General features: G+C 72.6%; 19 protein-coding genes. 17 read left to right on the top strand and 2 right to left on the bottom strand.

Annotated elements, in window-relative coordinates; translation table 11 throughout:
• The first annotated feature begins 78 nt into the window (after nt 1-78).
• Genes ACIQ6Y_RS33700 through ACIQ6Y_RS33680 form a run of 5 tightly spaced genes read left to right on the top strand, consistent with a single transcriptional unit; the run spans nt 79 to nt 8,542 of the window.
• Complete coding sequence (locus ACIQ6Y_RS33700) at nt 79-1,977, top strand: hypothetical protein (protein ID WP_404044937.1); 1,899 nt, start codon at nt 79-81, stop codon at nt 1,975-1,977.
• The gene (locus ACIQ6Y_RS33695; protein ID WP_404044935.1) at nt 1,970-3,985 is read left to right on the top strand and encodes a TOMM precursor leader peptide-binding protein; all 2,016 of its coding nucleotides are present in this window, start codon (nt 1,970-1,972) and stop codon (nt 3,983-3,985) included. The genes ACIQ6Y_RS33700 and ACIQ6Y_RS33695 overlap by 8 nt, the downstream gene beginning before the upstream one ends.
• Nucleotides 3,986-3,996: 11 nt before the next feature.
• Complete coding sequence (locus ACIQ6Y_RS33690) at nt 3,997-5,529, top strand: SagB family peptide dehydrogenase (protein ID WP_404044933.1); 1,533 nt, start codon at nt 3,997-3,999, stop codon at nt 5,527-5,529.
• Nucleotides 5,526-7,349 (top strand): SagB family peptide dehydrogenase, encoded by a 1,824-nt coding sequence (locus tag ACIQ6Y_RS33685; protein WP_404044931.1) that lies wholly within the window; start codon nt 5,526-5,528, stop codon nt 7,347-7,349. The genes ACIQ6Y_RS33690 and ACIQ6Y_RS33685 overlap by 4 nt, the downstream gene beginning before the upstream one ends.
• 20 nt (nt 7,350-7,369) lie before the next feature.
• Nucleotides 7,370-8,542: an NAD(P)/FAD-dependent oxidoreductase gene (locus ACIQ6Y_RS33680; RefSeq protein WP_404044929.1), complete on the top strand. Its 1,173-nt coding sequence runs from the start codon at nt 7,370-7,372 to the stop codon at nt 8,540-8,542.
• Between the two features lie 51 nt (nt 8,543-8,593).
• On the opposite strand, the gene ACIQ6Y_RS33675 is transcribed toward ACIQ6Y_RS33680, so the two are convergent.
• Nucleotides 8,594-9,253 carry a LuxR C-terminal-related transcriptional regulator gene (locus ACIQ6Y_RS33675; protein ID WP_404044926.1) on the bottom strand — a complete coding sequence of 220 codons (660 nt, stop codon included), beginning with the start codon at nt 9,251-9,253 and terminating at the stop codon, nt 8,594-8,596.
• 320 nt (nt 9,254-9,573) lie between these two features.
• Here ACIQ6Y_RS33675 and ACIQ6Y_RS33670 point away from each other — a divergent pair, with 320 nt between their 5' ends.
• Genes ACIQ6Y_RS33670 through ACIQ6Y_RS33630 form a run of 9 tightly spaced genes read left to right on the top strand, consistent with a single transcriptional unit; the run spans nt 9,574 to nt 16,876 of the window.
• Nucleotides 9,574-10,833 carry a cytochrome P450 gene (locus ACIQ6Y_RS33670; protein ID WP_404044924.1) on the top strand — a complete coding sequence of 420 codons (1,260 nt, stop codon included), beginning with the start codon at nt 9,574-9,576 and terminating at the stop codon, nt 10,831-10,833.
• Nucleotides 10,830-11,876, top strand: coding sequence for a methyltransferase (locus ACIQ6Y_RS33665; RefSeq protein WP_404044921.1), 1,047 nt, complete (start codon nt 10,830-10,832; stop codon nt 11,874-11,876). Before ACIQ6Y_RS33670 ends, ACIQ6Y_RS33665 begins: the two co-directional genes overlap by 4 nt.
• A gap of 29 nt (nt 11,877-11,905) precedes the next feature.
• Nucleotides 11,906-12,886 carry a diiron oxygenase gene (locus tag ACIQ6Y_RS33660; RefSeq protein ID WP_404044919.1) on the top strand — a complete coding sequence of 327 codons (981 nt, stop codon included), beginning with the start codon at nt 11,906-11,908 and terminating at the stop codon, nt 12,884-12,886.
• Nucleotides 12,883-13,413, top strand: a complete 531-nt coding sequence (gene dcd / locus ACIQ6Y_RS33655) for a dCTP deaminase (protein ID WP_404044916.1) — start codon at nt 12,883-12,885, stop codon at nt 13,411-13,413. The genes ACIQ6Y_RS33660 and dcd overlap by 4 nt, the downstream gene beginning before the upstream one ends.
• Nucleotides 13,410-13,937, top strand: a complete 528-nt coding sequence (locus ACIQ6Y_RS33650; RefSeq protein ID WP_404044913.1) for a dCTP deaminase domain-containing protein — start codon at nt 13,410-13,412, stop codon at nt 13,935-13,937. Before dcd ends, ACIQ6Y_RS33650 begins: the two co-directional genes overlap by 4 nt.
• The gene (locus ACIQ6Y_RS33645) at nt 13,934-15,037 is read left to right on the top strand and encodes a glycosyltransferase family 4 protein (RefSeq protein ID WP_404044910.1); all 1,104 of its coding nucleotides are present in this window, start codon (nt 13,934-13,936) and stop codon (nt 15,035-15,037) included. Before ACIQ6Y_RS33650 ends, ACIQ6Y_RS33645 begins: the two co-directional genes overlap by 4 nt.
• A 26-nt stretch (nt 15,038-15,063) precedes the next feature.
• The gene (locus ACIQ6Y_RS33640; protein WP_404044908.1) at nt 15,064-15,732 is read left to right on the top strand and encodes an HAD family hydrolase; all 669 of its coding nucleotides are present in this window, start codon (nt 15,064-15,066) and stop codon (nt 15,730-15,732) included.
• Nucleotides 15,733-15,735: 3 nt separating this feature from the next.
• Nucleotides 15,736-16,443 (top strand): copper homeostasis protein CutC, encoded by a 708-nt coding sequence (locus ACIQ6Y_RS33635; RefSeq protein ID WP_404044906.1) that lies wholly within the window; start codon nt 15,736-15,738, stop codon nt 16,441-16,443.
• A 1-nt stretch (nt 16,444) separates the two neighbouring features.
• The gene (locus ACIQ6Y_RS33630; protein WP_404044904.1) at nt 16,445-16,876 is read left to right on the top strand and encodes an HIT family protein; all 432 of its coding nucleotides are present in this window, start codon (nt 16,445-16,447) and stop codon (nt 16,874-16,876) included.
• A 272-nt stretch (nt 16,877-17,148) separates the two neighbouring features.
• Here ACIQ6Y_RS33630 and ACIQ6Y_RS33625 read toward each other — a convergent pair whose 3' ends face one another.
• Nucleotides 17,149-17,808 (bottom strand): GntR family transcriptional regulator, encoded by a 660-nt coding sequence (locus ACIQ6Y_RS33625; RefSeq protein WP_404044902.1) that lies wholly within the window; start codon nt 17,806-17,808, stop codon nt 17,149-17,151.
• A 114-nt stretch (nt 17,809-17,922) separates the two neighbouring features.
• On the opposite strand from ACIQ6Y_RS33625, the gene ACIQ6Y_RS33620 reads away from it, so the two are divergent.
• From ACIQ6Y_RS33620 to ACIQ6Y_RS33610, 3 genes are read left to right on the top strand one after another with little or no spacing between them, the layout of a single operon-like run.
• Nucleotides 17,923-18,939, top strand: a complete 1,017-nt coding sequence (locus tag ACIQ6Y_RS33620) for a phytanoyl-CoA dioxygenase family protein (protein ID WP_404044899.1) — start codon at nt 17,923-17,925, stop codon at nt 18,937-18,939.
• Between the two features lie 17 nt (nt 18,940-18,956).
• On the top strand, nt 18,957-20,249 hold the full coding sequence (locus ACIQ6Y_RS33615) for a DUF6271 family protein (protein WP_404045130.1): 1,293 nt from the start codon (nt 18,957-18,959) through the stop codon (nt 20,247-20,249).
• Entirely contained in the window at nt 20,246-21,421 is a 1,176-nt protein-coding gene (locus tag ACIQ6Y_RS33610) for a type III PLP-dependent enzyme (RefSeq protein WP_404044897.1), read from the top strand. Before ACIQ6Y_RS33615 ends, ACIQ6Y_RS33610 begins: the two co-directional genes overlap by 4 nt.
• Nucleotides 21,422-21,424: the final 3 nt, after the last annotated feature.

Raw genomic sequence — 21,424 nt, 5'->3', positions numbered from 1 at the left:
GGGGGCCCGCTGACACGATCGACCTCACGACTCGCCCGGGGCGCGCAGCCCGACCAGCAGAATGCGGAGTCCTCCACCATGCAGAGCACGATCGCGGCCATGCGCCCGCGGATGAGAACCGGCGTCTTCTTCACCCCCACCCCCGAAGGGGACGGTGTGCTGCTGAGCCAGGGCAGCGACATCGTCACCTTCCAGGGCGCCTCGACCTACGCGTGGCTGGAGAAGCTGTCCCCGCACCTCGACGGCAGACACAGCGTCGGCGACCTCACCGCGAGCATGCGGCCCGCGACCCGGCAGATGGTCGAGCGGCTCGTCGGCGCGCTACACGAGGCCGGACTGGTCCGCGACGTCGGCGAGGACGAGGAACACACCCTGTCGGAGGCCGAGTTGGAGGCGTATGCCACCGAGATCGCCTTCGTCGAGTCCTTCCGCAACTCGCCCGCGCTGCGCTTCCAGCGGTACCGCCGTACCCGCCTCCTGGTCCTCGGCGCGGGCGCGGTGCTCTGCGCCACCGTGGAGGGCGCCCTGCTCACGGGTGTTGCCCGGGTCTCGGCCCTGACCACCGGCGGGGAGGAGCCGGGGGTGAGCGCGCGGCTGGAGGAACTCGCCGACGACGCCCGGGACCGTGCGGTGGAACAGCACCTGGACCACGGATCGCTGGACGTCACCGACACGGCGGCGCTGCGGCACGCGGTCGAGGCCGCCGACCTCGTCCTGTACGCGGCCGACCGCACCCGTCCCGTGCACCTCACGGCCGTCGACCTCGCCTGCGCACAACTCGGCCGGACCCTGATCGCCGTGACCCTCCTCGGCGAGGAGGCCTGGATCGGGCCGGTGTGCCCGGCGGACCGTCCCGCGATGCGCTGGGAGAGGCTGTGGCGGAGACTGGGCAGCCCGGTGGCGGAGACACGGAGCGACCTGCTCACCGGGCCCGTCCCGGGCATCGTCGCCAACCACCTGGTGTTCCGCGCCTTCGAGCACGTCACCGGGGTCGCGGAGGAGGACACCCCGGCGGCCGGTGCCGTTCGTGTCGACCTGGAGACGCTTCAGACCTCCGTCCACCGGCTCGCCGAAGCGCCGGACGCCTCTGTCGGCGGCGAACTCGCCGAACGTGTGCGTGCGTTGACCGATGAGCGGCTCGGGGTGCTGGGGCCGGTGACCGAGGGGCACTACGAGCAGTTCCCGCTGCGGGTCGTCCGCGTCGCCGTCGCCGACCCCGGGCGCCCCGGGGCATCCTTCCCGGTGTGGGGCGCGGGGGCCGACTTCGCACAGGCCCAGGACGCCGCGCTGCGGCACGGACTCGCCGCGTACGCCGTCCGCGCCGGCGCGCTGTCGGCGGACGCCGCGGTGACCGGGTTCGCGGCGGCGGACGGCACGGCCAGGGACGTGCCGGTGGACGAGGTGTTCGGGCATCTCCCCGTCGGTACGGGCGCCGGTGCGACATGGGACGACGCCGTGGAGCGGGCGTTGCTGGACCATCTCGTGCGACGGGTGCCGACTCAGTGGCAGGAGCAGGAGCAGGAGCAGGAGCAGGAGCCGGTGGCGCTCGCCGACCTTCACCTCGACGACTCCGCGATCCGTATCCGCGATCTGCTGCTCACCACGGGCGAGGAACTGTCGGCGTATGCGCTCCGGGCTCCCGCCGGGGTCACCGCCTACGCCTTCCGCCTCGGTGATGCGGAGACCGGACTGACCGAGCACGGGGCCGGCTTCACCCCCGGCGAGGCCGCCGCGTCCGCCCTGGGGCGCCTGCTGCTGGCCCACCAGGCCCACGCGCACGACCAGACCGAGTACGCGCCCTCGCCCGAAGTCTCCCTGTGGGCCCCCTCCGACGGCGCCGACGGGGAACGGCACCGCCCGCTCGTCGAGGCCCTGCGCGCCGACGGACTCGAACCGGTCGTCGTACCGCTGGACCAGGACCCGGCCGTGCACGCCGTACTGCCGCATCTCGTCCGGGTGGTGCTGCTCGATGCGTGAGCACCCCACCGGCCCGGTCGCCCTGCTCGGTGACGGCGGACTCCTCGACCGGGCCACCGCCGCCGTCCTGGCCCGCTCCTTCGCGCTGGTACGGCCGGACCACGGCGCGCTCGCCGACGCGCTCGGCTCCTGCGCCGCTGTCCTGGTGGCCTCGGACACCGCCGACACGACCGGCCACGCCGAGATCCGCAAGGCCGCGGAGGCGGCCGGGGTCCCCTGGATCCCGCTGAGCACCGGGGCGGACGCGATCCATGTCGGACCCGTCGTCGGGGACGCCTGCCCGACCTGCGCCGACTGGCGCCGCCGCCTCGCCCGCGACAAGGCCCAGCACCACGAGACCCTGCGCGCCCGCCACAGCACCGCTCTGTCCGCCCGGCTCTCGCCGCTGCGCAACCGCACGGCGGCGGCCGTCGCGGCCGAACTCGCCGTCGGCCTCCTCCGGTCGACCTTGACCGGCGAACCCCTGCGGCAGGACGCCGCCGACCGCGCGGGCACCGCCGAGGGCCGCCGGCCGGGCGACCGGTTCCTCCGCGTCGAGCTCGCCTCGCTCGCCGTCAGCTCCCACCGCTACCTGCCGTACACGCTCTGCACGGACTGCGGCGGTCTGCCGCCCGACGGTCCCGAGGCGGCACGGATCGCCCCGGTCGCCCGCCCCAAACCCGCGCCCGACGTCTTCCGGGTGCAGAACGTCGTGGCGCGCGAACAGGAGTTGTACGACCTCTACGTGGACCGTGCCGCCGGTGTCGTGCCGTACGTGGACGACGAGCGGGGCGGGCCGTTGCCGCGCGCGGTGGCCCCGCTCAGCTCCCTGCGCGGCAACAGCTCGCAGCACGGGTGGGGCCGTACGACCGACTACCGCACCTCCCGGATCACCGCCCTGCTGGAGGCCCTGGAGCGGTTCGGCGGGGAGCAGCCGCGGGGGCGGCGCACCACGGTCACGGCGAGCAGGCGGGAGCTGGGGGAACGCGCCATGGACCCGCGCACCTTCGGGCTCTACCCCGACGACCGCCACGACCTGCCCGGCTTCCCCTACATCCGGTACCACGAGGACCTGGTGATGCCCTGGGTGTGGGGCTGGTCCTTCGCCCGCGCCGAGCCGGTGCTGGTCCCCGAGCGGTACGCCTACTACGCGGCGCACAGCCACGACGACCCGCGTTTCGTCTACGAGATCTCCAACGGCTGCGCCATGGGCGGCTGCCTGGAGGAGGCCGTCCTGTGCGGGCTGCTGGAGGTGGCCGAACGGGACGCCTTCCTGATGACCTGGTACGGACGGATGCCGATCCCGCGCGTCGACCCGGACTCCGCGCGGGACCGCTCGATCCCCATGATGATCGAGCATCTGCGCCAACGGACGGGGTACGAGGTACGCCTGTACTCGGCCACCCTGGAACAGGGCGTCCCGTGCTTCTGGGCGGTCGGGCTCGACACGCTCGGCGACCCGGGCAGACCGCGTGTGCTGTGCGCGGGCGGCTCCGCGCTGCTGGCCGAGAAAGCCGTCGTCAACGTCCTGCACGAGACGGCACATCTGCTGGAGCATGCCAAGATCTACGACGCGGCGGAGCGGGAACGCGCCGCACGGATGGTGCGCGACCCGTCCCTGGTGAAGGTGATGGGCGACCACTCCGTGCTCTACAGCCACGAGGACGCCTTCGACCGGTTCGACTTCCTGCTGGGGGAGCGCGAGGCACGGCCGTTCGCGAGCTTCGAGGAGCAGTGGCGGTGGCCCGCGCACACCGATCTGCGGGCGGACCTGGAGGAGATGCTCCGCCGCTATCTGGACCGGGGCCTGGACGTGCTGGTCGTGGACCAGACGACCCCGGAACACCGGGCGGGCGGCTTCGCCTGCGTCAAGGTGATGGTGCCGGGCACCCTGCCGATGACGTTCGGGCACCAGAACCGGCGCGTCGACGGAATCCCGAGGCTGCTGACCGTGCCGTACGAACTCGGCTACCGCGACCGTGCGCTGACGCCTGAGGACATCAACCCCCACCCCCACCCGTTCCCGTGAGGACCCCGCGGATGACTGATGTCGAAGGGGCAGACCGGGCCCCCGAGCCGCCCGGCGCACGGTACTGGCACCGGTCCCTGCACGACTACGCCGACCTGATCCGGCGGGGGCCGGGCGGCCGGGAGGGCGCCCCGGAGGAACCGGAGCGGTTCACCCGCCACGGCTCGCTGCCCCGGTATCCGCTGCCGTCGCCGCCCCGCAGGCTCGGCACGCTGAGCCGGGCCCTCGGCGACGGCACCGCAAGCCCGCCCGCGCCGAGCGCCGGCCTCCACTCCGCGCTGCTGCACTACACCTGCGGTGTCCTGCGCACCGAGTTCGGCCCCACCGCCCGCTGGCCCTACCACCGGGCTGCACCCTCCGCCCGCTGCTTCGCGCCGGTGGAGACGTACCTGTGGACGCCGGGCCACGACGGACTGCCCGCGGGCGTGTACGCCTACGACCCCGCGCACCACGCCCTCGTCCTGCTGCGGGCCGGCGAGTTCCGCTCCGTGCTCGGCGCGGCGCTCGGCACGGACCTGGAGGGTGCGGTGGGCGTGCTGCTGCTGTCCACGGTCTTCTGGCGTACGGCGTTCCGGTACGGGGCGTACGCGTACCGGCTGTGTGCTCAGGAGACGGGTCTGGTGGCCGGCAACGCGCTCATGGTCGCGGGCGCGCTCGGTGTGCGGGGACAGGTGCGGCACCAGTTCCTCGACGGGCCGCTGGAGCGGCTGATCGGGGTCTCGCGTCCGGAGGAGAGCCTGGCCGCGGTGGTGCCGTTGTACGCGGAGCGCGGGGGCCCCGACCCGGCGTCCGTCGAGACGGAGGTGGCATCGGCGCCACTGCCTGCTCGTCCCGCCACCGGTGTCGGCGCGCTCGCCGACCTCATCGAGCTGGACACCGCCGCCCGGCTCACCGACACGGCGTCCTTCGCCCGGCTGCCCCACCAGGAGCACGCGCCCGCCGCGCCCGCCCCGGCCGGGGAACTCGCCGAGTGTCTGCGCGCACGCACCTCGGGCGCACCGGTGTTCCACCCGAAGCCGCGGCCGGTGCCGGTGGCGGCCGTGCTCGACGCGGTCCTGCCCGCCTTCACGCCGTACGGGTCCGACGCCGTGCCGGAAGGTTCCGCGCCGCCCGTGCGGGCGCACCTGTGGGCGGTCGATGTGACCGGGGCCGAGGACGGAGTGCACGAGGTGACCGCACACGGCCTACGGCACCTCGGTCCCGCCCGGGCCGCCGGTCTCGGTCTGGAGGCGGCCAATATCGACTACCGCACGGTGAACGCCGTCGTCTTCCTGTCGGTGCCGGCCCGCCGCGGCCAACTGGCCTTCGGCGACCGGGGGTTCCGGGTGCTGCACCACGAGGCGGGCATCGTCGCGCAGCGGCTGTGCGTGCTGAGCGCTCGGTCCGGGCTCGCCGCGCGGATCCACAACGGCTACGCCGCCGGACCGCTCGCCCACGCGCTGCGTCTGCCGCCGGGCCACGAGCCGGTGTTCCAGATCGCTCTCGGCACCCCGGGCGTCGACGAGCGCTATCTGATGCCCGTCTCGCACTGGAGGGTCGCATGACGTCCTCGACATCCTCGGCCGCACTGGAGTACCTCGACTCCGGCCACCAGCCGCCGGACGCGCTGCCCGCGGCCGATCCGCTCCGGCTTCCGCCGGTCTACAAGCGTTACCCGTCGGCGCCCCGTCGGCCGTTGCCGGACCGACCGGACCCCCGGGACGCGGACCCGCTCCGGCGTCTGTCCTGGCTGCTGCACCGGGCGGGCGGACTGACCCGGATGCGCTGGATGAGCGGCATCATGCCGCTCGGCCTCGGCGGTTCAGCCGCCCGCCGCAGGCTCCTGTCACCCGGCCGTACCGCAGCCGCCTCCGGCTCCCGCTACCCCGTGGAGTTCTACCTCGCGCACCCCGCCCTGGACGGTCTCCCCGCCGGACTCTCCCACTACGACCCGGTCCACCACGCCCTGGAGCACCTGCGTGCGGACGACGGACGTCACCTGGTCATGCCCCTGCTCGCCGAACCGCCGGCCCGGGAACCGGAGTTTGTCCTGCTGTTGGGCAGCGTGCTGTGGCGCAACATGGCCAAGTACGGAGTCTTCGGCTACCGCCTCCAAAGCCTCGACGTCGGGGTGGCGGCCGCGCAGGCGGTGGCCGCGGCCGAGGCGGCGGGCCTGACGGCGAGTGTCCATCTGCGCTACGAGGACGCCGCGTTGGACGAACTGCTCGGCCTCTCCTCCTTCGCGGAGAGCGTGTTCGCGGTGATCACCCTGCACCGGCCGGACGCGTCGGCAGCGGAGCCTGCCACCGGCCACTACGCCGAGCTGCCCGTCGTAGGGCCCGGCCTGGTCCCCGACTCCGAGGTGCCCGTTGCAGAGCCGGACCCGGTCCTTGTCACCGAGGTGCCCGCCGCAGGGCCCGATCCGGTCCTTGTCACCGAGGTGCCCGTCGCAGGGCCCGATTCGGTCCTTGTCACCGAGGTGCCCGTCGCGGAGCCGGACCCGGTCCGTGTCAGCGGGCTGTCCGTCGTAGGGCCCGGCCTGGTCCCCGTCTCCGAGGTGCCCGTTGCAGAGCCGGACCCGGTCCGTGTCACCGGGCCATCCGTCGCAGAAGCCGGCCCGGTCCCTGTCACCGAGCTGCCCGTCGCCGTGCCCGCCGCGGTTCCCATCACCGAGGTCCCCGCCCTGGCCGAGGCCGCCGCCCTGCACGCCGCGATCCGACGCGCCGCACCGGGGGACTTCGGCGACCGCCCGGCCCCCTGGCCGCTCCCCGACGGCCCCCGGCACGCCCTTCCCGCCGCTGCCCTCGACCTCGTCGACGGCTTCCCGGGCCGCCGGACGGCGTACGGTTTCCGGCCGGCCCCGGTGGCCGAGCGGACGCTCGCCGCCCTCCTCGCCGCCGCGGGGACCCCGATGACCGGGGCGGAGGTCCCGGTCCGACTCGCCGGACTGCTCCAGCGGGTCCCGGAGGTGGAGACGGGCGCGTACGTGTACGACGCCGAGGCCCACGCGCTGATCGGCACCCGGCGGGCCGACGCCGCGTCGGACGTGCTCGCCGCGGCCAAGAGCCCCATGCTGGCCGACGAATGCCGTACCGCCACCGCGGTCCTCGCGGTCTGCGGCGATCCGCGCAACGGAGTCGAGCGCTGCGGGGACCGCTGGTACCGGGCGCAGAACATTGCCGCCGGTGCCACGGCCCAGCGGATCGCGCTGGCCGCCGCGGCCGCCGGCCTGGAGAGCCATGTGCACTGCGACTTCGACCCCGAGGGTGTGCGGTCGGCCCTCGGTCTGACCACGGGTCCGCTCCAGCCGCTGGTGCTGGTGACCGTGGGCCCCCGCGCACCGGACCGCACGGACCCGCACCTGCCCCTGCGAGCCGGTTTCTGAACAGAAGGAGCACCCGACTCATGGAGTCCTACGACGTGGTGGTGGCCGGCGCGCGCAGCGCCGGTGCCTCGACCGCGCTGCTGTTCGCGCGGGCCGGGTACCGGGTCCTGCTGCTGGACCGGGCGGCCTTCCCCAGCGACACCCTCTCCACCCAGCACATCCACCGGCCCGGACTGCGGCTGCTCCGGCGCTGGGGGCTGCTGGACCGGCTCGCCGCGACCGGCTGCCCGCCGGTGCGCCGGATCTCCTACACGCTCCAGGACGTCCGGCTCGCCGGCCCGGTCCCTGTGGAGGAGGGCATCGACGCGGTGTACGCGCCGCGCCGGTACGTCCTGGACAGCATGCTGATCGACGCGGCCGTCGAGGCCGGGGCCGAGTTCCGGCAGGGGCACACCGTCACCGGGGTGCTCGCCGAGGGGGGCCGGGTGACCGGGGTGCGCTGCCGGACCGGCCGGGCCGAGAGCGCGGTGCGGGCCCGGCTGGTGGTGGGCGCCGACGGGATGCGCTCGACGCTGGCAGGCCTGTGCGGTGCGGCGGTCGAGCGGGAGGACACCCCTCGCACCTGCGTCTACTACGGCTACTGGGAGGGGCTGCCCGCACAGTTCGAGGTGTACGAGCGGACCGGACGGCTCATCGGCGTGGTCGGCACCCATGACGAACTCACCCTGGTGGCCGCCTACTTCCCTCAGGCGGAGTTCCAGGACATACGGCGGGATGCGGACCGCGCCTACCAGGAGGCCATCCGGACCACCGCCCCCGACCTGGCCGAACGCGCCCTGGCGGCACGGCGCGTGGAGCGGCTGCGCGGCACCGGCAGCCAGCTCAACCACATCCGAGAGGTCAGGGGGCCGGGCTGGGTCCTGGTCGGGGACGCCGGATGCCACAAGGACTCCATCACCGGGACCGGCATCAGCGACGCCTTCGAACAGGCCGCACTGCTCGCCGGGTCGGTCGGCGCGGGGCTGCACGACGACCGGGAGCTGGAGACCGCCCTGGACCGCTATGCCGACGGCCACCGACGGCTGATGGAGCCGCGCTACCGGACCGCGCTCGACACCGCACGGCTCGAAGTGACCGAGGAGAGGCTGGAGTTCACCCGCTGGGTCGCGAGCGATCCGGCGTCCGCGAACGCCTTCCTGTCGGTGGCGGTGAGCCATGTCGACGCGGCCGAACTGCTCCCCGCGGCGGGCTGAGGACGGTGCCGGTGTCGGTCGCTGCCACCGACACCGCCCCCGGCCGCCGGATCAGGCCGCGCAGGGGCGGACCAGACCCGTCTCGTACGCGAGGATCACGGCCTGGGTGCGATCGCGCAGGCCGAGCTTCTGGCACAGGTGATAGAGGTGGGACTTGACCGTCGCCTCGCTCAGCGACAGCATCTTCGCGATCACCAGGTTGGAGTGGCCGTTCGCGACCAGTGACAGCACATCGCGCTCCCGGGTGGTGAGCAGCTCGAGCTTCCCGGAGCCCGCGAACGCGGCCACCTCGGGTGAGCGGTTGAGCAGTCTGCCGATCAGCTGCACGGCGTTCGGTGACTTCAGCACCATCGCGCCGCCGGCGATGTCACGGATGGCGGCGGGCAGGATCCGCGGGGCGCAGTTGCCGGGGAGTAAACCGCGCACCCCGCCCTTCAGCGCCGACAGCAGCTCCGCGTGCTCGGTCCTCGAGCTGAGCATGAGGACGCCCGGCGCGTTGTCCGGGTCGATTCTCCGCAGACTGCGCGCCATGGCGATGCCGTCCACGGCGTCGGCGTCGTGGTTGATGAGTGCGACATGCGGGTGCAGGCTCTGCACCGCGGCGAGCATCTCCCGGCCGTCGAGGGCTTCGCCCACCACGCTGATGTCCGGTTCTCTCTCCAGGACGCTGACCATCCCCGCTCGCATCAGATGGCGTGGGTCGCAGATCACGACCCGTATACAGTCAGCCCCAGTTGTGTTCGTCATGCTGTGAAATAACCCCCATGAGTGCATGAATCCCGAAGACGGACATAACGGGAAACGGCCACGACCGCTGGTCTGGACCACTCGTCTCGTCCTGCAGAGTACTGATAGGTCGCCGGAAAGATCTAGCGGCATTCGATCCCGGCTTCACGGCCCCAGTCGGCGGCCGGTGGAGACGGCGTCGGAAGCTCAACCTCCAGTCTGAGAAGCAAATCCGGTCCAGGGGCGGACGACAGCTTCCGGCCACGGTGCGAAGGTGATCCGGTCGGTCGACTCAGGGGGAACAGGTGCAGACCAAGCCGGATCTCGAACCGCTGCTCGATTTCAGTCCGTACCGGCTGCTCACCGAACCGGACGCGGTCCACCAGCGGATGCGCACGCAGCCACCGGTCCGCCTGGTACGGGAGGAGAGCGGCTTCACGTACTGGCTGATCTCCGGGTACGCCGAGGCCCGCCAGGCCCTGCGTGCCCCCGGACTCTCCAACGACCCGCGCCGTCTCGGCCATCCGGTCGACACCGCGAACGCCTACTCCCCGATGGCCAACAACGATCCGCCGGACCACACCCGGCTGCGCGGACTCGTCTCCCACGGTTTCACCCGCCGTCGGATCGACGCGCTGGCGCCGAGGGCCGAGGCCGTCACCGCCGAACTCCTCGACGTCCTCGCGCCCACCGGGCGTGCGGACGTCATCGCCGACCTCGCCTTCCCGCTGCCCGTGCTGGTCATCTGTGAGCTGCTCGGCGTGCCCACCCGGGACCGGGACGTCTTCCGCACCTGGGCCGCACGCACCCTGTCCACCGCCGCCGGACCGCGTACCCGCGAGGAGCGCTCCCGCCGGCTGCGCGCCTACTTCACCCGGCTCGTCGCGGCCAAGCGCGCCGCCGTACGACCGGACCTGGCGCCGGACGAGCAGCCCGATCTGCTCAGCGCCCTCATCGTGGCCCAGGAACAGAGCAGCAGTCTCGACGAGGACGAACTCATCGGCCTGGCCGTGCTGTTGCTCGTCGCCGGACACGAGACGACCACCAACCTCATCGGCAACGGACTGCTCACCCTGCTGCTCCACCCGGACCAGCTGGCCCTGGTCCGAGACGACCCGGCGCTGCTGCCGTCGGCGGTGGAGGAACTGCTGCGCTACGAGGGATCGGCGGGCCAGTCCGCACTCCGGGTCGCCGTCGACGACGTGGTCATCGGCGGGACCGTGATCCCCCGCGGCTCGGTCGTCAACATCGGCCTGTCCCTGGCCAACCGGGACCCCGGTGCCTTCCTGGACGCGGACACCCTGGACGTGCGGCGGACGGCCAACCCCCATCTGGCCTTCGGCCACGGCATCCACTACTGCCTCGGCGCCCCGCTGGCCCGGATGCTCGCGACCACGGCACTCGGAGCGCTGCTCGGCCGGTTCGACGGACTGCAACTGGCTGTCCCCGCCGACGCGTTGCGCTGGCGTCAGATCAGCATCCTGTGCGGGCTGACCGCACTGCCCATCTCCTTCGCTCCCGTTCGTCCAGTTCATCGAGTACGTCCAGAAACGAGTGGCACGTGAACGCGATCGACCCGATGGCGGCAGCCCACCTCTACCGCCTCGCCTTCGGTTTCATTCCCGCCCAGATGATCCACTCCGCCGCCCGGCTGCGCCTCCCCGACCTGCTGGCCGAACAGCCCCTGAAAACCGATGAGTTGGCTGAACGCACCGGGACCCGGGCCCCGGCGCTGCGCCGGCTGCTGCGGGGCCTGGCGACCCTAGGCGTGGTGGAGCAGGAGGGCGAGGACGGCTTCCGGCTGGCCCCGGCAGGGCACCTGCTCCGCGCGGACGTGCCCGGGTCCGTCCGCCCGATGCTGATGCCCTACTTCAGCGACGCCGTCTGGGCCTCCTGGGGACGGTTCACCGAATGTCTGCGCACCGGACGGCCGTCCGTGGAGTCGGTCACCGCAGGCTCGGTCTTCGACCTGTTCGCGGCCGATCCGGAGCTGGGCGCGGAGTTCCATGCCGCGATGGCGGTCAGTGGCGGCGCTGAGGCCCAGGCGCTGGCCCGGTCGTACGACTTCGACGGCGTCAAGACCGTCGTGGACGTCGGCGGCGGCAACGGCGCCCTGCTCGCCGGGGTGCTCGGGCACCACTCCCACCTGCGCGGGATTCTGGTCGACACCCCGGTGGGGGTGGCCGCGGCCCCGGAGGTCCTCGCCGCCGCGGGCGTCGCGGACCGGTGCGAAGTGGCCGCCGAGGACTTCCTCACCGCCGTGCCCGAGGGCGGCGACCGCTATGTGATCAAGAGCGTGCTGCACGACTGGGACGACGACACCTGCGTGACGATCCTCCGGAACTGCCGCCGGGCCATGGCGGACACGGCCCGCGTGCTGATCGTCGAGGTCGTCGCACCGCCTGTCGCGGACACCACGACCGACCCCTTCCTCACCGTCAGCGACCTCAACCTGATGGTCCTGACCCACGGCCGAGAGCGTACCGAGCGGGAGTTCACCGAGCTCCTCGACGCCGCCGGCCTCGAGCTGACAGAGATAGGCGCGCCGCTCGGCTTCAGCGGATACCGGGTCATCGAGGCCCGCCCTACCGCCGGACCGGCCGAATGACGCGGCAAGACAACGGAGGAACGCAAGAGTTGGGAACCATCGAGGAAGCCACCGGCCAGGTCGGCCCCGGCACGCTCCGCCGGCTCGCGGCGGCCTGGCCCCGTCGGGCCACCGTCCGCACCGACATGGAGAAGGTCACCGGAGCCGAGGAGTACGACCCCGAACTCCTCGACTACCCCGTCGCGCTGATGCCGTTCGGCGAGCACCCCGACTTCCGGGACGCCCCGGAGGACAAGCGGCGCACCGTGAACACCCTGGGCTGGATCGCGTACAACGAACGCGTCGTGGCCGCCGAGGAGTTCGTCGTCAACCCCACCTTCGAGAAGCTCGGCCACGCCGTGTTCCCCGGGGTGGACCGCTTCGAGGTCAAGGAGATCGTGCGGCAGTCCCACATCGACGAGGTGTGGCACACGTACATGCACATGCTCGGCATGCAGCGCACCCGCGAGGCCCGGGGCATCACCGCCGAACCCGACTGCGGGCACCCCGTCACCAACCGGCTGCTGTACGAGGCGCAGGACGCCGCCACCGAGCGCTGGGAGTCGGATCTGCTCCTCCTGCTGTGGACCACGGTCGGCGAGGTCAGCGTCAACGCCTTCCTCGACCTGATGGCCCGCGACACCACCGTGCAGCCGCTGCACTCCACGATCGCCCGGCTGCACGCCCGCGACGAGTCGGCGCACGGCCCGGTCATGGTCGAGGTGATGAAGGACGTCTTCGTCAACCTCACCAAGCCGCAGCAGGACTTCTTCGTGGCGTCCCTGCCCGCCGGCATCAACGCCTTCTGCGCCGAGGACTTCGACTGGTGGCTGAAGGTCCTGGAGTTCGCGGGCATCCCCAAGGCCCGCGACATCGTCGAGGACTCCCGCAGCGGCGGACACGCGGACCTGCTCGTCACCGACTTCTCCGGCATCCTGCGCATGCTGCGGGAGCTGGACGTGGCGGACCGGGTGGACTTCGACTTCGAGGGCGTCGCGGGTGCCACGGGTGGAGCGGGGAGGGCCGCGTGATCCTCACCGGTCCCGAGATCACCGAGGCCGCGAACGACGGCCGGATCGTCATCTCGCCGTTCAACCCGGCCCAGGTGAACCCCAACAGCTACAACGTCTGCCTCGGCGACCGGCTGCTGACCTACACCGACGAGGTCATCGACCCCTACCGGCCCAACGCCACCCGGGAGATCGTCATCGGGGAGGACGGCTATGTCCTCAGACCCGACCAGCTCTATCTCGGGCACACCGTGGAACAGGTCGGCTCCGACCAGTACGTGCCGCTGCTCTTCGGGCGGTCCTCGGTCGGGCGGCTCGGCCTGTTCGTGGAGATCACGGCGCCCATCGGCGACATCGGCTTCCACGGCCAGTGGACGCTGATGCTCTCCCCGGTCCGGCCGCTGCGGGTGTACCCGGGGATGAAGATCGGCCAGATCATGTTCTTCGTGTCGCTCGGCGAGGTCGACCTCTACCGCGGCAAGTACCAGTCCTCGGCGGGCCCCCAGGAGTCCCGCTACTGGAAGGACGCGGCGGTACCGACGACATGATCCTCACCCGCGAAGCCATCGCCACCGCCGTGGAGCGCGGCGACATCGTGATCGAGCCGTACAACGCCGAGCGGATCTCGCCGAACGCCTACGACTGGCACCTCGGGGACCGCATCCGGGTCTGCGAGGGCGACGAGCTGGACGCCGCCGCCGCGACCCGGGTCACCGAGCACGTCATCCCGCCCGAGGGCATGGTGCTGCGGCCGGGCCAGCTCTACCTCGGCGTCACCCACGAGCGCACCCACTCCGAGCGCTACGCCCAGATGATCAACGGTGACCGCAGCCTCGGCGCGCTCGGCATCTGGGTCCATGTCTCCGCCCCGCTCGGACACGTGGGCCACGCCATCCGCTGGACCCTGGAGATACGGGTGGCGCGGCCGGTGCGGGTCTATCCGCTGATGCCCTTCGGGAAGATCGTCTTCCTGGTCGCCAAGGGCGCGATGTCCAGCTACCAGAGACTGGGCCGCAAATACACCCGGACCAGCGGGATCGACATCTCGCGGCTGTACGAGGAGCTGCGGTGAGCGCGCCCCGGATCCTGACGGGACTCGACCTGCCCTGGGGGAGTCCGGGCGGCAGCGTCGAACTGCTCAAGGACCTGTACCTCGACCCGGACGGGCCGCTGGCGGCCAGCGCGTTCATGCTGACCCCCGGGGTCGCGGACGCCACCGCGCCGCCCGACGCAAGCCCCCTCGCCCTGCTGGACGTCCCCGGCAAACAGCTCAGCGGCGAAGGCTTCTGGGCCTACGTCGACCGGCTGACGGACGCGGTCACCGCCCGCTTCCCGCACACCGAGCAGGACGTCGTCCACCTCCAGCACCTCGCCTTCGGCGCCACCCCGGCACTGCTGCGCGGCTACCCCAAGCAGCCCGCCATCGGCCTGGTGCACGGCACGGACCTGCTGTTCGCCGCCGAGTACGAGACCCAGGGCGCGGTGCTGCGGGAGGCGGTCGAGGCGGCCCGCTCCCTGGTGGTGCCGACGGCCGGGATGGCCGACCAACTGCGCCGGCTGGCCCCGCGGACGGACAGCGGCCGTATCGTCCACATCCCCTGGGGCGTCCCGGACGCCCTGCTGGCCCAGCCGCCGGTCCGCGTCCCCCGGGAGGACGGGCCGCTCCGCGTGCTGTACGCCGGCCGGCTCACCGCCGAGAAGGGCGCCGCCGAACTGGCCGCCCTGCTGACCGGCGTACCCGGGGTGCGGCTCAGCATGGCCGCGCCGGCCGCCGAGTTCCGGCGGCTGGCCGGGGAACGGGACCTGTCGGCCGTACGGCACCTCGGGTGGCTGAGCCGCCAGGAGCTGTGGGCGGCGTTCGCCGAGCACGATCTGCTGGTGGTGCCGTCCGCGAAGCTGGAGGCGTTCGGTCTGGTGGCCGTGGAGGCGCAGGCGTGCGGGCTGCCGGTGGCGTACCAGCCCGTGCCGGGGCTGCGGGACGCGCTGGCCGACTCGGCGCTGCCCCTCGATCTCCTCGCCGATCCGCGGCGGGCGCTGGCCGAGCTGACCGGGCTGCGGGACGACCCGGGCGCGCTGGACGGCCTGCGCCGGTCCGGGTTCGCCAACGCGGCGCGCTTTCCGCTCTCCAGGACCGCCCGTGACCTGGCCGCCCTCTCCGCCCAGGTGCGGTGAGCCACCGATCGACCGAAGGAACCGACATGTACACCGCCGCGCTGTTCGACCTCGACGGCACCCTGATCGACACCGAGCCCCGCAGCCATGAGGCGTGGTCGCGGCTCTTCCGCAACCACGGCGTCCCCCACGACGACGCCGTCATCCGGGGCTTCGCCGGGCGGCCCCCTCGGGAGGCACTGCTCGACCACCTGCCCAGCTTTCCCGGACGCACCGTGGAGGAACTCTTCGCCGAGGCCCTCGCCTACACGACCCTCCCCGACATGCCCCCGGTCGGCGCGATCCCCGGCGCCCTCGACCTCCTCGCCCGGCTGAGGAGGTCGGGGGTCCCCCTCGGCCTGGTGACCTCGGGCACCCGGGACTACGCCCGGCACGAACTCGGCGCGGTGGGGGCGCTGGACCTGTTCGACGTGCTGGTCACGTCCGACGACGTGAGCCGCGGCAAGCCCGATCCGGAAGGCTGCCTCATGTGCTGTGCGGCGCTGGGTGTCTCGCCCGCCGACGTCGTGGTCTTCGAGGACGCCCCGGCCGGGGTCGCGGCGGCGAAGAGCGCCGGCGCCGACTGCGTGGCGATCACTTCCACCCAGTCCGCCGAGGCGCTGGCCGCGGCCGATCTGATCGTTCCCGATCTCACCGGGATGACCTGGCCGCCGCCGACGCCCGCCATGACCGCCGCGACCCGGACGGAGGTCTGAGCCATGGGCGAGGCGATCCTGGAGGTCGTCGTCACCTCCGCCGAGGAGGCGCGCGCCGCTGCAGCGGGCGGCGCTCACCGGCTGGAGCTGGCGGCCGACATGGAAGCCGACGGCATGACCCCCGCGCTCGCGGAGTTCGTGCGCACCCGGGACGCCGTCACCGTGCCCGTGCGGGTCATGCTGCGCGACAAGGGCGGCTTCCAGGCCGCCGACCTCGACGCCCTGCGCACCGCCGCCGGGGCACTGCGGGCGGCAGGCGCCGAAGAGTTCGTCCTCGGCTTCCTCACCGCGGACGGCGCGCCGGACCTGCCCGCGGTCCGCGCCCTGCTCGACGCGGTGCCGGGCTGCCGCTGGACGTTCCACCGGGCCGTGGACCACGCGGCCGACCGGACGGCGCTACGGCTCGCCGTCGAGGGGCTGCCCGGTCTGGACACCCTGCTGTCCGCGGGCAGCGTCGCCGGCGTCGCGGAAGGACTGCCCACGCTGCTGGCCGAGGCGGACCGCCAGGGCGAGCCCGGTCACACCCTGGCCGTCATGGCGGGCGGGGGACTGGGCGCCGAGCACGTCCCCGCGCTGCGTGCCCGGGGCGTCGACGCCTTCCACGTCGGCACCTCGGTGCGTCACCGGGGCTGGGACAGCCCGGTCGACCCGGCCGCCGTCCGCCGCTGGCGCGAGCTGATCGACGCCGCCGCCCGCAAGGACGGGGGCTGACATGGCGTCCGAGTGCGTCTTCTGCGACATCGTGGCGGGCCGGCTGCACGCGGAGATCCTCTTTGAGGACGAGCGGACCGTGGCCTTCCTCGACAACACCGCCGTGATGGAGGGTCACACTCTCGTCATCCCCCGCGCGCACGCGGCGGACATCTGGGAGATCACCGAGGACGACGCGGCAGCGGTGATGCGGACCGTCCACCGCATGGCCGGGGTCCTCGACGGGGTGCTGAAGCCCGACGGCCTGACCCTGTTCCAGGCGAACCGCCCCGCGGGGTGGCAGGACGTCTTCCACCTCCATGTCCACCTGGTGCCGCGGGAGAACTCCGACCGGCTCAACCGCCCCTGGTACGTGGACCGCGCCGACCCGGAATCCCTGGCGAGGACCCGCCGCCGCATCCTGGGGGTCGGGAGCGCGCATGCCGTGTGCTAGGGCCTGTCGTTTGGATCATGCCGGCGTCGCGGGGTCTGGCACGCACATCTGCGGCGTTGTCGTCGGTTGCCGACGCTCCGCGTCGACGCCCTCCTCCGCCTTGCAGCTGCACGCACCAGACCCCGCTCGACCCGGCCAAGAAGCGCAGTCCCTTTCAGCCGACCTGATCCAAACGACAGGCCCTAGGGCCCGTGGTGCACATCGGGCCGGCGTCGCCGGGCCTGGCAACGAGGCCGACTCCTTGTCAGCCGACCTGATCCGGAAGACAGGCCCTAGCCCGCCGCCCGCAGCAGCGGCGTCACGAACCGGTAGCGGGCGCCGCGGTACACCGAGCGGACCCAGTCCACCGGTTCGCCCTGCGCGGTCCGCGAGTGCCGGGTCACCAGCAGCATCGGCTGGCCCACGTCGGTGCGCAGCAGAGCGGCCTCGTACGGGGTCGCCAGCGTGGTCTCGACGGTCACCTCGCCCTCCGCCGCCCGCCGGGCCCCCGCGTGCCGGTGCGTCGTCTCGATCGCCAGCGGGTGGCCATCGGCCAGCAGCAAACGCTCGACGCGCAGCACGGGTTCGTCGACGCCGACGCCGAGCAGGGCCGAGAGCTTCTCGTCGGCGGCGACCGGGCCGGCGTCCAGAGTCCGTGTCGCCGGTTCGACCCCCTGGGCCCGCAGGTCCTCGGCGAAGCAGCCGAGGCGCAGGGTCCCGTACATCTTCGGACGTGCCACGAACGTGCCCTTGCCGTGCACCCGGTCGAGGCGGCCCTCGCCCGCGAGTTCCCGCAGGGCCCGCCTGACGGTGGTGCGCGAGGTGCGCAGCGCGACCGCGAGCGACCGTTCCGCCGGGATCGGCGCGTCGGGCCCCAAGGTCCGCGTCAACTCCAGCAACTGCTCCTTGACGCGGTAGTACTTGGGCGCTCGCACACCGGCATCGGTGGTCATGGTCCTGCCTTCCGGCCGCTCGGCGGACTCCGTTATAGCCCCCCATACCCCCCCTTGGTCTAGTCCAATACTCGGCCATTCGGCCGCAGCACGAACGAGCCTGGAGCACCAGCCATGCCCGCCTCTCACCAGCACCTGTACCGGGCGGCGTCGAACCGCCCCTACTTCAGCGCCGACGGCGAGACCTACCTCACCCCCACCCCCCTGCGCGGCATCCAGAAGTCCCTGCCCTTGCGCGTGCTCTCCGAGGAGGACTTCGCCTCCTGGCAGACGTACGGCTATGTCGTCGTCCGCGAGGCGATCTCCCCCGAAGCCGCGCGCGCCCTGCTGGACTTCGCCTGGGACTTCCAGAACCTGGACCCCGAGCGCCCCGAAACCTGGTACGAGGAGCGGGAGTTCCGCTCCGACCTGGACCGCGACCTGTTCGTCTACGGCTTCGTCGAGGCGTACCACCACCAGCTCATCTGGGACAGCCGCCAGAACCGGAGGGTGTACGACGCCTTCGTCGACATCTGGGACTGCGAGGAGCTGTGGACCACCCTGGACCGGCTGAACCTCAACCCGCCCAACATCAAGAACCGTTGCCGCTCCCTGATCGAACCCACCGAGCAGGGCTTCGACATCGAGCTGCACTGGGACGTCGACACCACCCTCGAGGTGCTGCCCCAGCGCGTCCAGGGCATCATCGCGCTCAACGACACCCAGCCCGAACTGGGCGGGTTCCAGTGCTGCCCGGAGCTGTTCCGGCGGTTCGACCGGTGGCGGGTCGAGCAGCCCGAGGGCCGCGACCCCGTCCGGCCCGCCGTCGACCGCCGGGAGTTCCCCCTGGTGCGGCCGGAGCTGCACGCCGGTGACCTGCTGATCTTCAACGGGCTGCTGGCACACGGTGTGGCCCCCAACTCCGGCAGCGGCGCCCGCGCGGTCCAGTACCTGTCGATGATGCCCGCACTGGAGGAACACCAGGAGCTCAGGCGCTCGCGGATCGACTCCTGGCGCACCCTGAGCACCCCCGACTGGAACGGCACCCTGCTCGGCGACGCCGACAAGCACGAGTCCCTGCGCTACGGCGCCGCCGACCTGACCGGCCTCGGCCGCAAGGTGCTGGGCCTGGACCCCTGGGACGCCCGGTGAACCGGCGCCGCGTCTGCATGGTCCTGCCCACCGACCGCGCCTGCTCCCCGATGATCTCGGCTATCGGTGCGGAAGCGGCCTACGCGGCCCGGCACTTCAGCGTCGAGGTGCACCTGCTGATCCTGGACTCCTGCGACGAGCGGACCCACGCCGAGCACGCGCGGACCGTCGCCGCTCTCGCCCCGGCCCCGCACGTCACGGTCCACCACCTCGACGAGGCCCGCCAGCGGGACTTCCTGCGCACCGTCATCGACCGCGCCCGCGTCCCGAAGCCGGACCTGATGCTCGACCTGATGCTGCCCTCGGAGGTCTCCTACGGCGCCTGCACCAACCGCGCCTTCCTGATCGCCGCCGCTCTCGGCTGCCGCTCGGTGCACCGCCGCGACTCGGACTCCCGCTACCAGACCAAGGACGGCGTCCCGGTCTTCCCGGTCCACCCCGAACTGACCGCACTGGGCAGGAGCGCCGCCGAGGTCTCGGCCGAGGTGTCCGAAAAGGATTTGGACCCGGCGTACGACGGCCGGCCGGTGTCGATGGCGGGCGGCTCCTTCATCGGCGAGCTCTCCGTGGACATCGCCGAGATACGCGCGCTCGACCCGGACGTCTATGACAACGTCGTCAGCCTGTGGGCGCCCGGCCACTGGACCGCGGAGCGGAAGCGACAGCTGGTCGCGCAGTCCTTCACCGGCGCCGGGACCGCCCCGTACACCGAGGACCGCACCCAGCTGGCCCTGGTCGACCCGATGCGGGTGGACATGTGCAACATCGGCTTCGAGCACCGGGTGTACGAGCGGATGCCGCTGCCGCCCGCCCGGAACACCATCGGCAGCGACTACTTCCACATCCACCTGGTGCACGACGCCACCCTCCCCGGAGTCCTGCACAACCGGCACATCGAGAACTTCCACACCCCGGAACGGCGCACGCACACCGGCTTCACCGCCTACCAGACACGCTTCGTGAAGTTCCTGCTGTCGATGCTCTACTTCAACTTCGTCTACGACCGCATGGCCGCGACCGGAGCCGCCCTCCTCGACGACCGGCAGGAGATCCGCGCCGACGCTGTCGTCGCCCTCCTGCGCGAGAGCACCGGCCTGGACCGGACCGAGAACGAGTGGCGCCTGGACCAGATCGACCGGGCCTATCGCCGACTGGGCGGCAGATACGCGGAGTTCGCCGGGGAACTCCGCCCACGCCGGGCCCGGCTGCTCGACGAGGTCCGGCAGGACATGGAGGACTTCGCGCTGCTGACCGAGTCCTGGGCGCCCCTCGTCCAGGCCGGCCGCGGGCTTCTCGGAGCGACCCCGTGACCGGCCGGCTCAGCCCCCGCCTGCGCGCGGCACTCGCCGCCGCCACCGACGACCGGGTGGTGTACGACCTCGTGGGCATCGAGACCCAGTACGACGGACTGCTGCGGGAACTGCCCGGCCTCGCCGTCCGCTTCGCCGTCAAGGCCTGCCCGGTCCACGAGGTGCTGACCTGCCTCGCCGACCGGGGCGCGGGCTTCGACGCCGCGAGCCCCGGCGAGATCGCGCTGGCCCTGCGCACGGGGGTGCCCGTGGACCGGATCCACTACGGCAACACCGTCAAGTCCGACACCGACATCGCCGAGGCCCACCGGCTCGGCATCCGGGACTTCGCCACCGACAGCCTGGCGGACGTCACGGCGATCGCCGTCCACGCCCCCGGCTCCCGCGTGTTCTGCCGGCTGGCCATGGGCGGACAGGGCGCCTTGTGGGGGCTGAGCCGGAAGTTCGGCTGCTCGGCGCAGGACGCCGTACAGGTACTGGAGGCCGCGCGGGCGACGGGCCTGACCCCGGCCGGGCTCTCCCTCCACGTCGGCTCGCAGCAGATGACCACCGCGGCCTGGCGGACGGCCTTCGACTCGCTCGCCGAGGCGCTGACGGCGCTGCACCGGCGCGGCATCGTGCCCGACCACGTCAACCTCGGCGGCGGACTGCCCGCCCTCGGCTACGTCGACCGGCGGGGCATCGCGCTCGAACCCCCGCTGGACAAGATGTTCGTGGTGATCCGCGAGGGCGTCGAACGGCTCAGGCACCTGTCCCCGGCCCCCTTGTCCGTGGTCATGGAGCCGGGCCGGCACCTGGTCGCCGACCACGGCGCGATCAGGGCGCACGTGTCCCGGCTGACCGAGCGGGGCCGGCCCGACGGCGAGCGGGTGCGCTGGCTCTACCTGAGCTGCGGGAAGTTCAACGGCCTGTACGAGATGGATCAGTTGGGCTACCGGCTCGTCTTCCCCACCCACAGCGCCGAGTACGTGCCCGCCGTCGTCGCCGGCCCCACCTGCGACAGCGACGACGCCTACCCGAGCGAGCACCCCCGGGTGCGGGTGCCCCGAGCGGCGGCCTCGGGCGACCCGGTCTGGGTGCTGTCCGCCGGGGCGTACGCCGTCAGCTATCTGACCCAGGGGTTCAACGGCTTCCGCCCGCTGCCGCACAGCACCACCCGCCAAGGAGCCTGAGCC

Source organism: Streptomyces sp. NPDC096205 (assembly GCF_044763135.1).
Taxonomy (GTDB): Bacteria; Actinomycetota; Actinomycetes; order Streptomycetales; family Streptomycetaceae; genus Streptomyces.
Note: the sequence above shows the minus strand (reverse complement) of the source record. Positions and strands in the feature narration are given on the sequence as shown.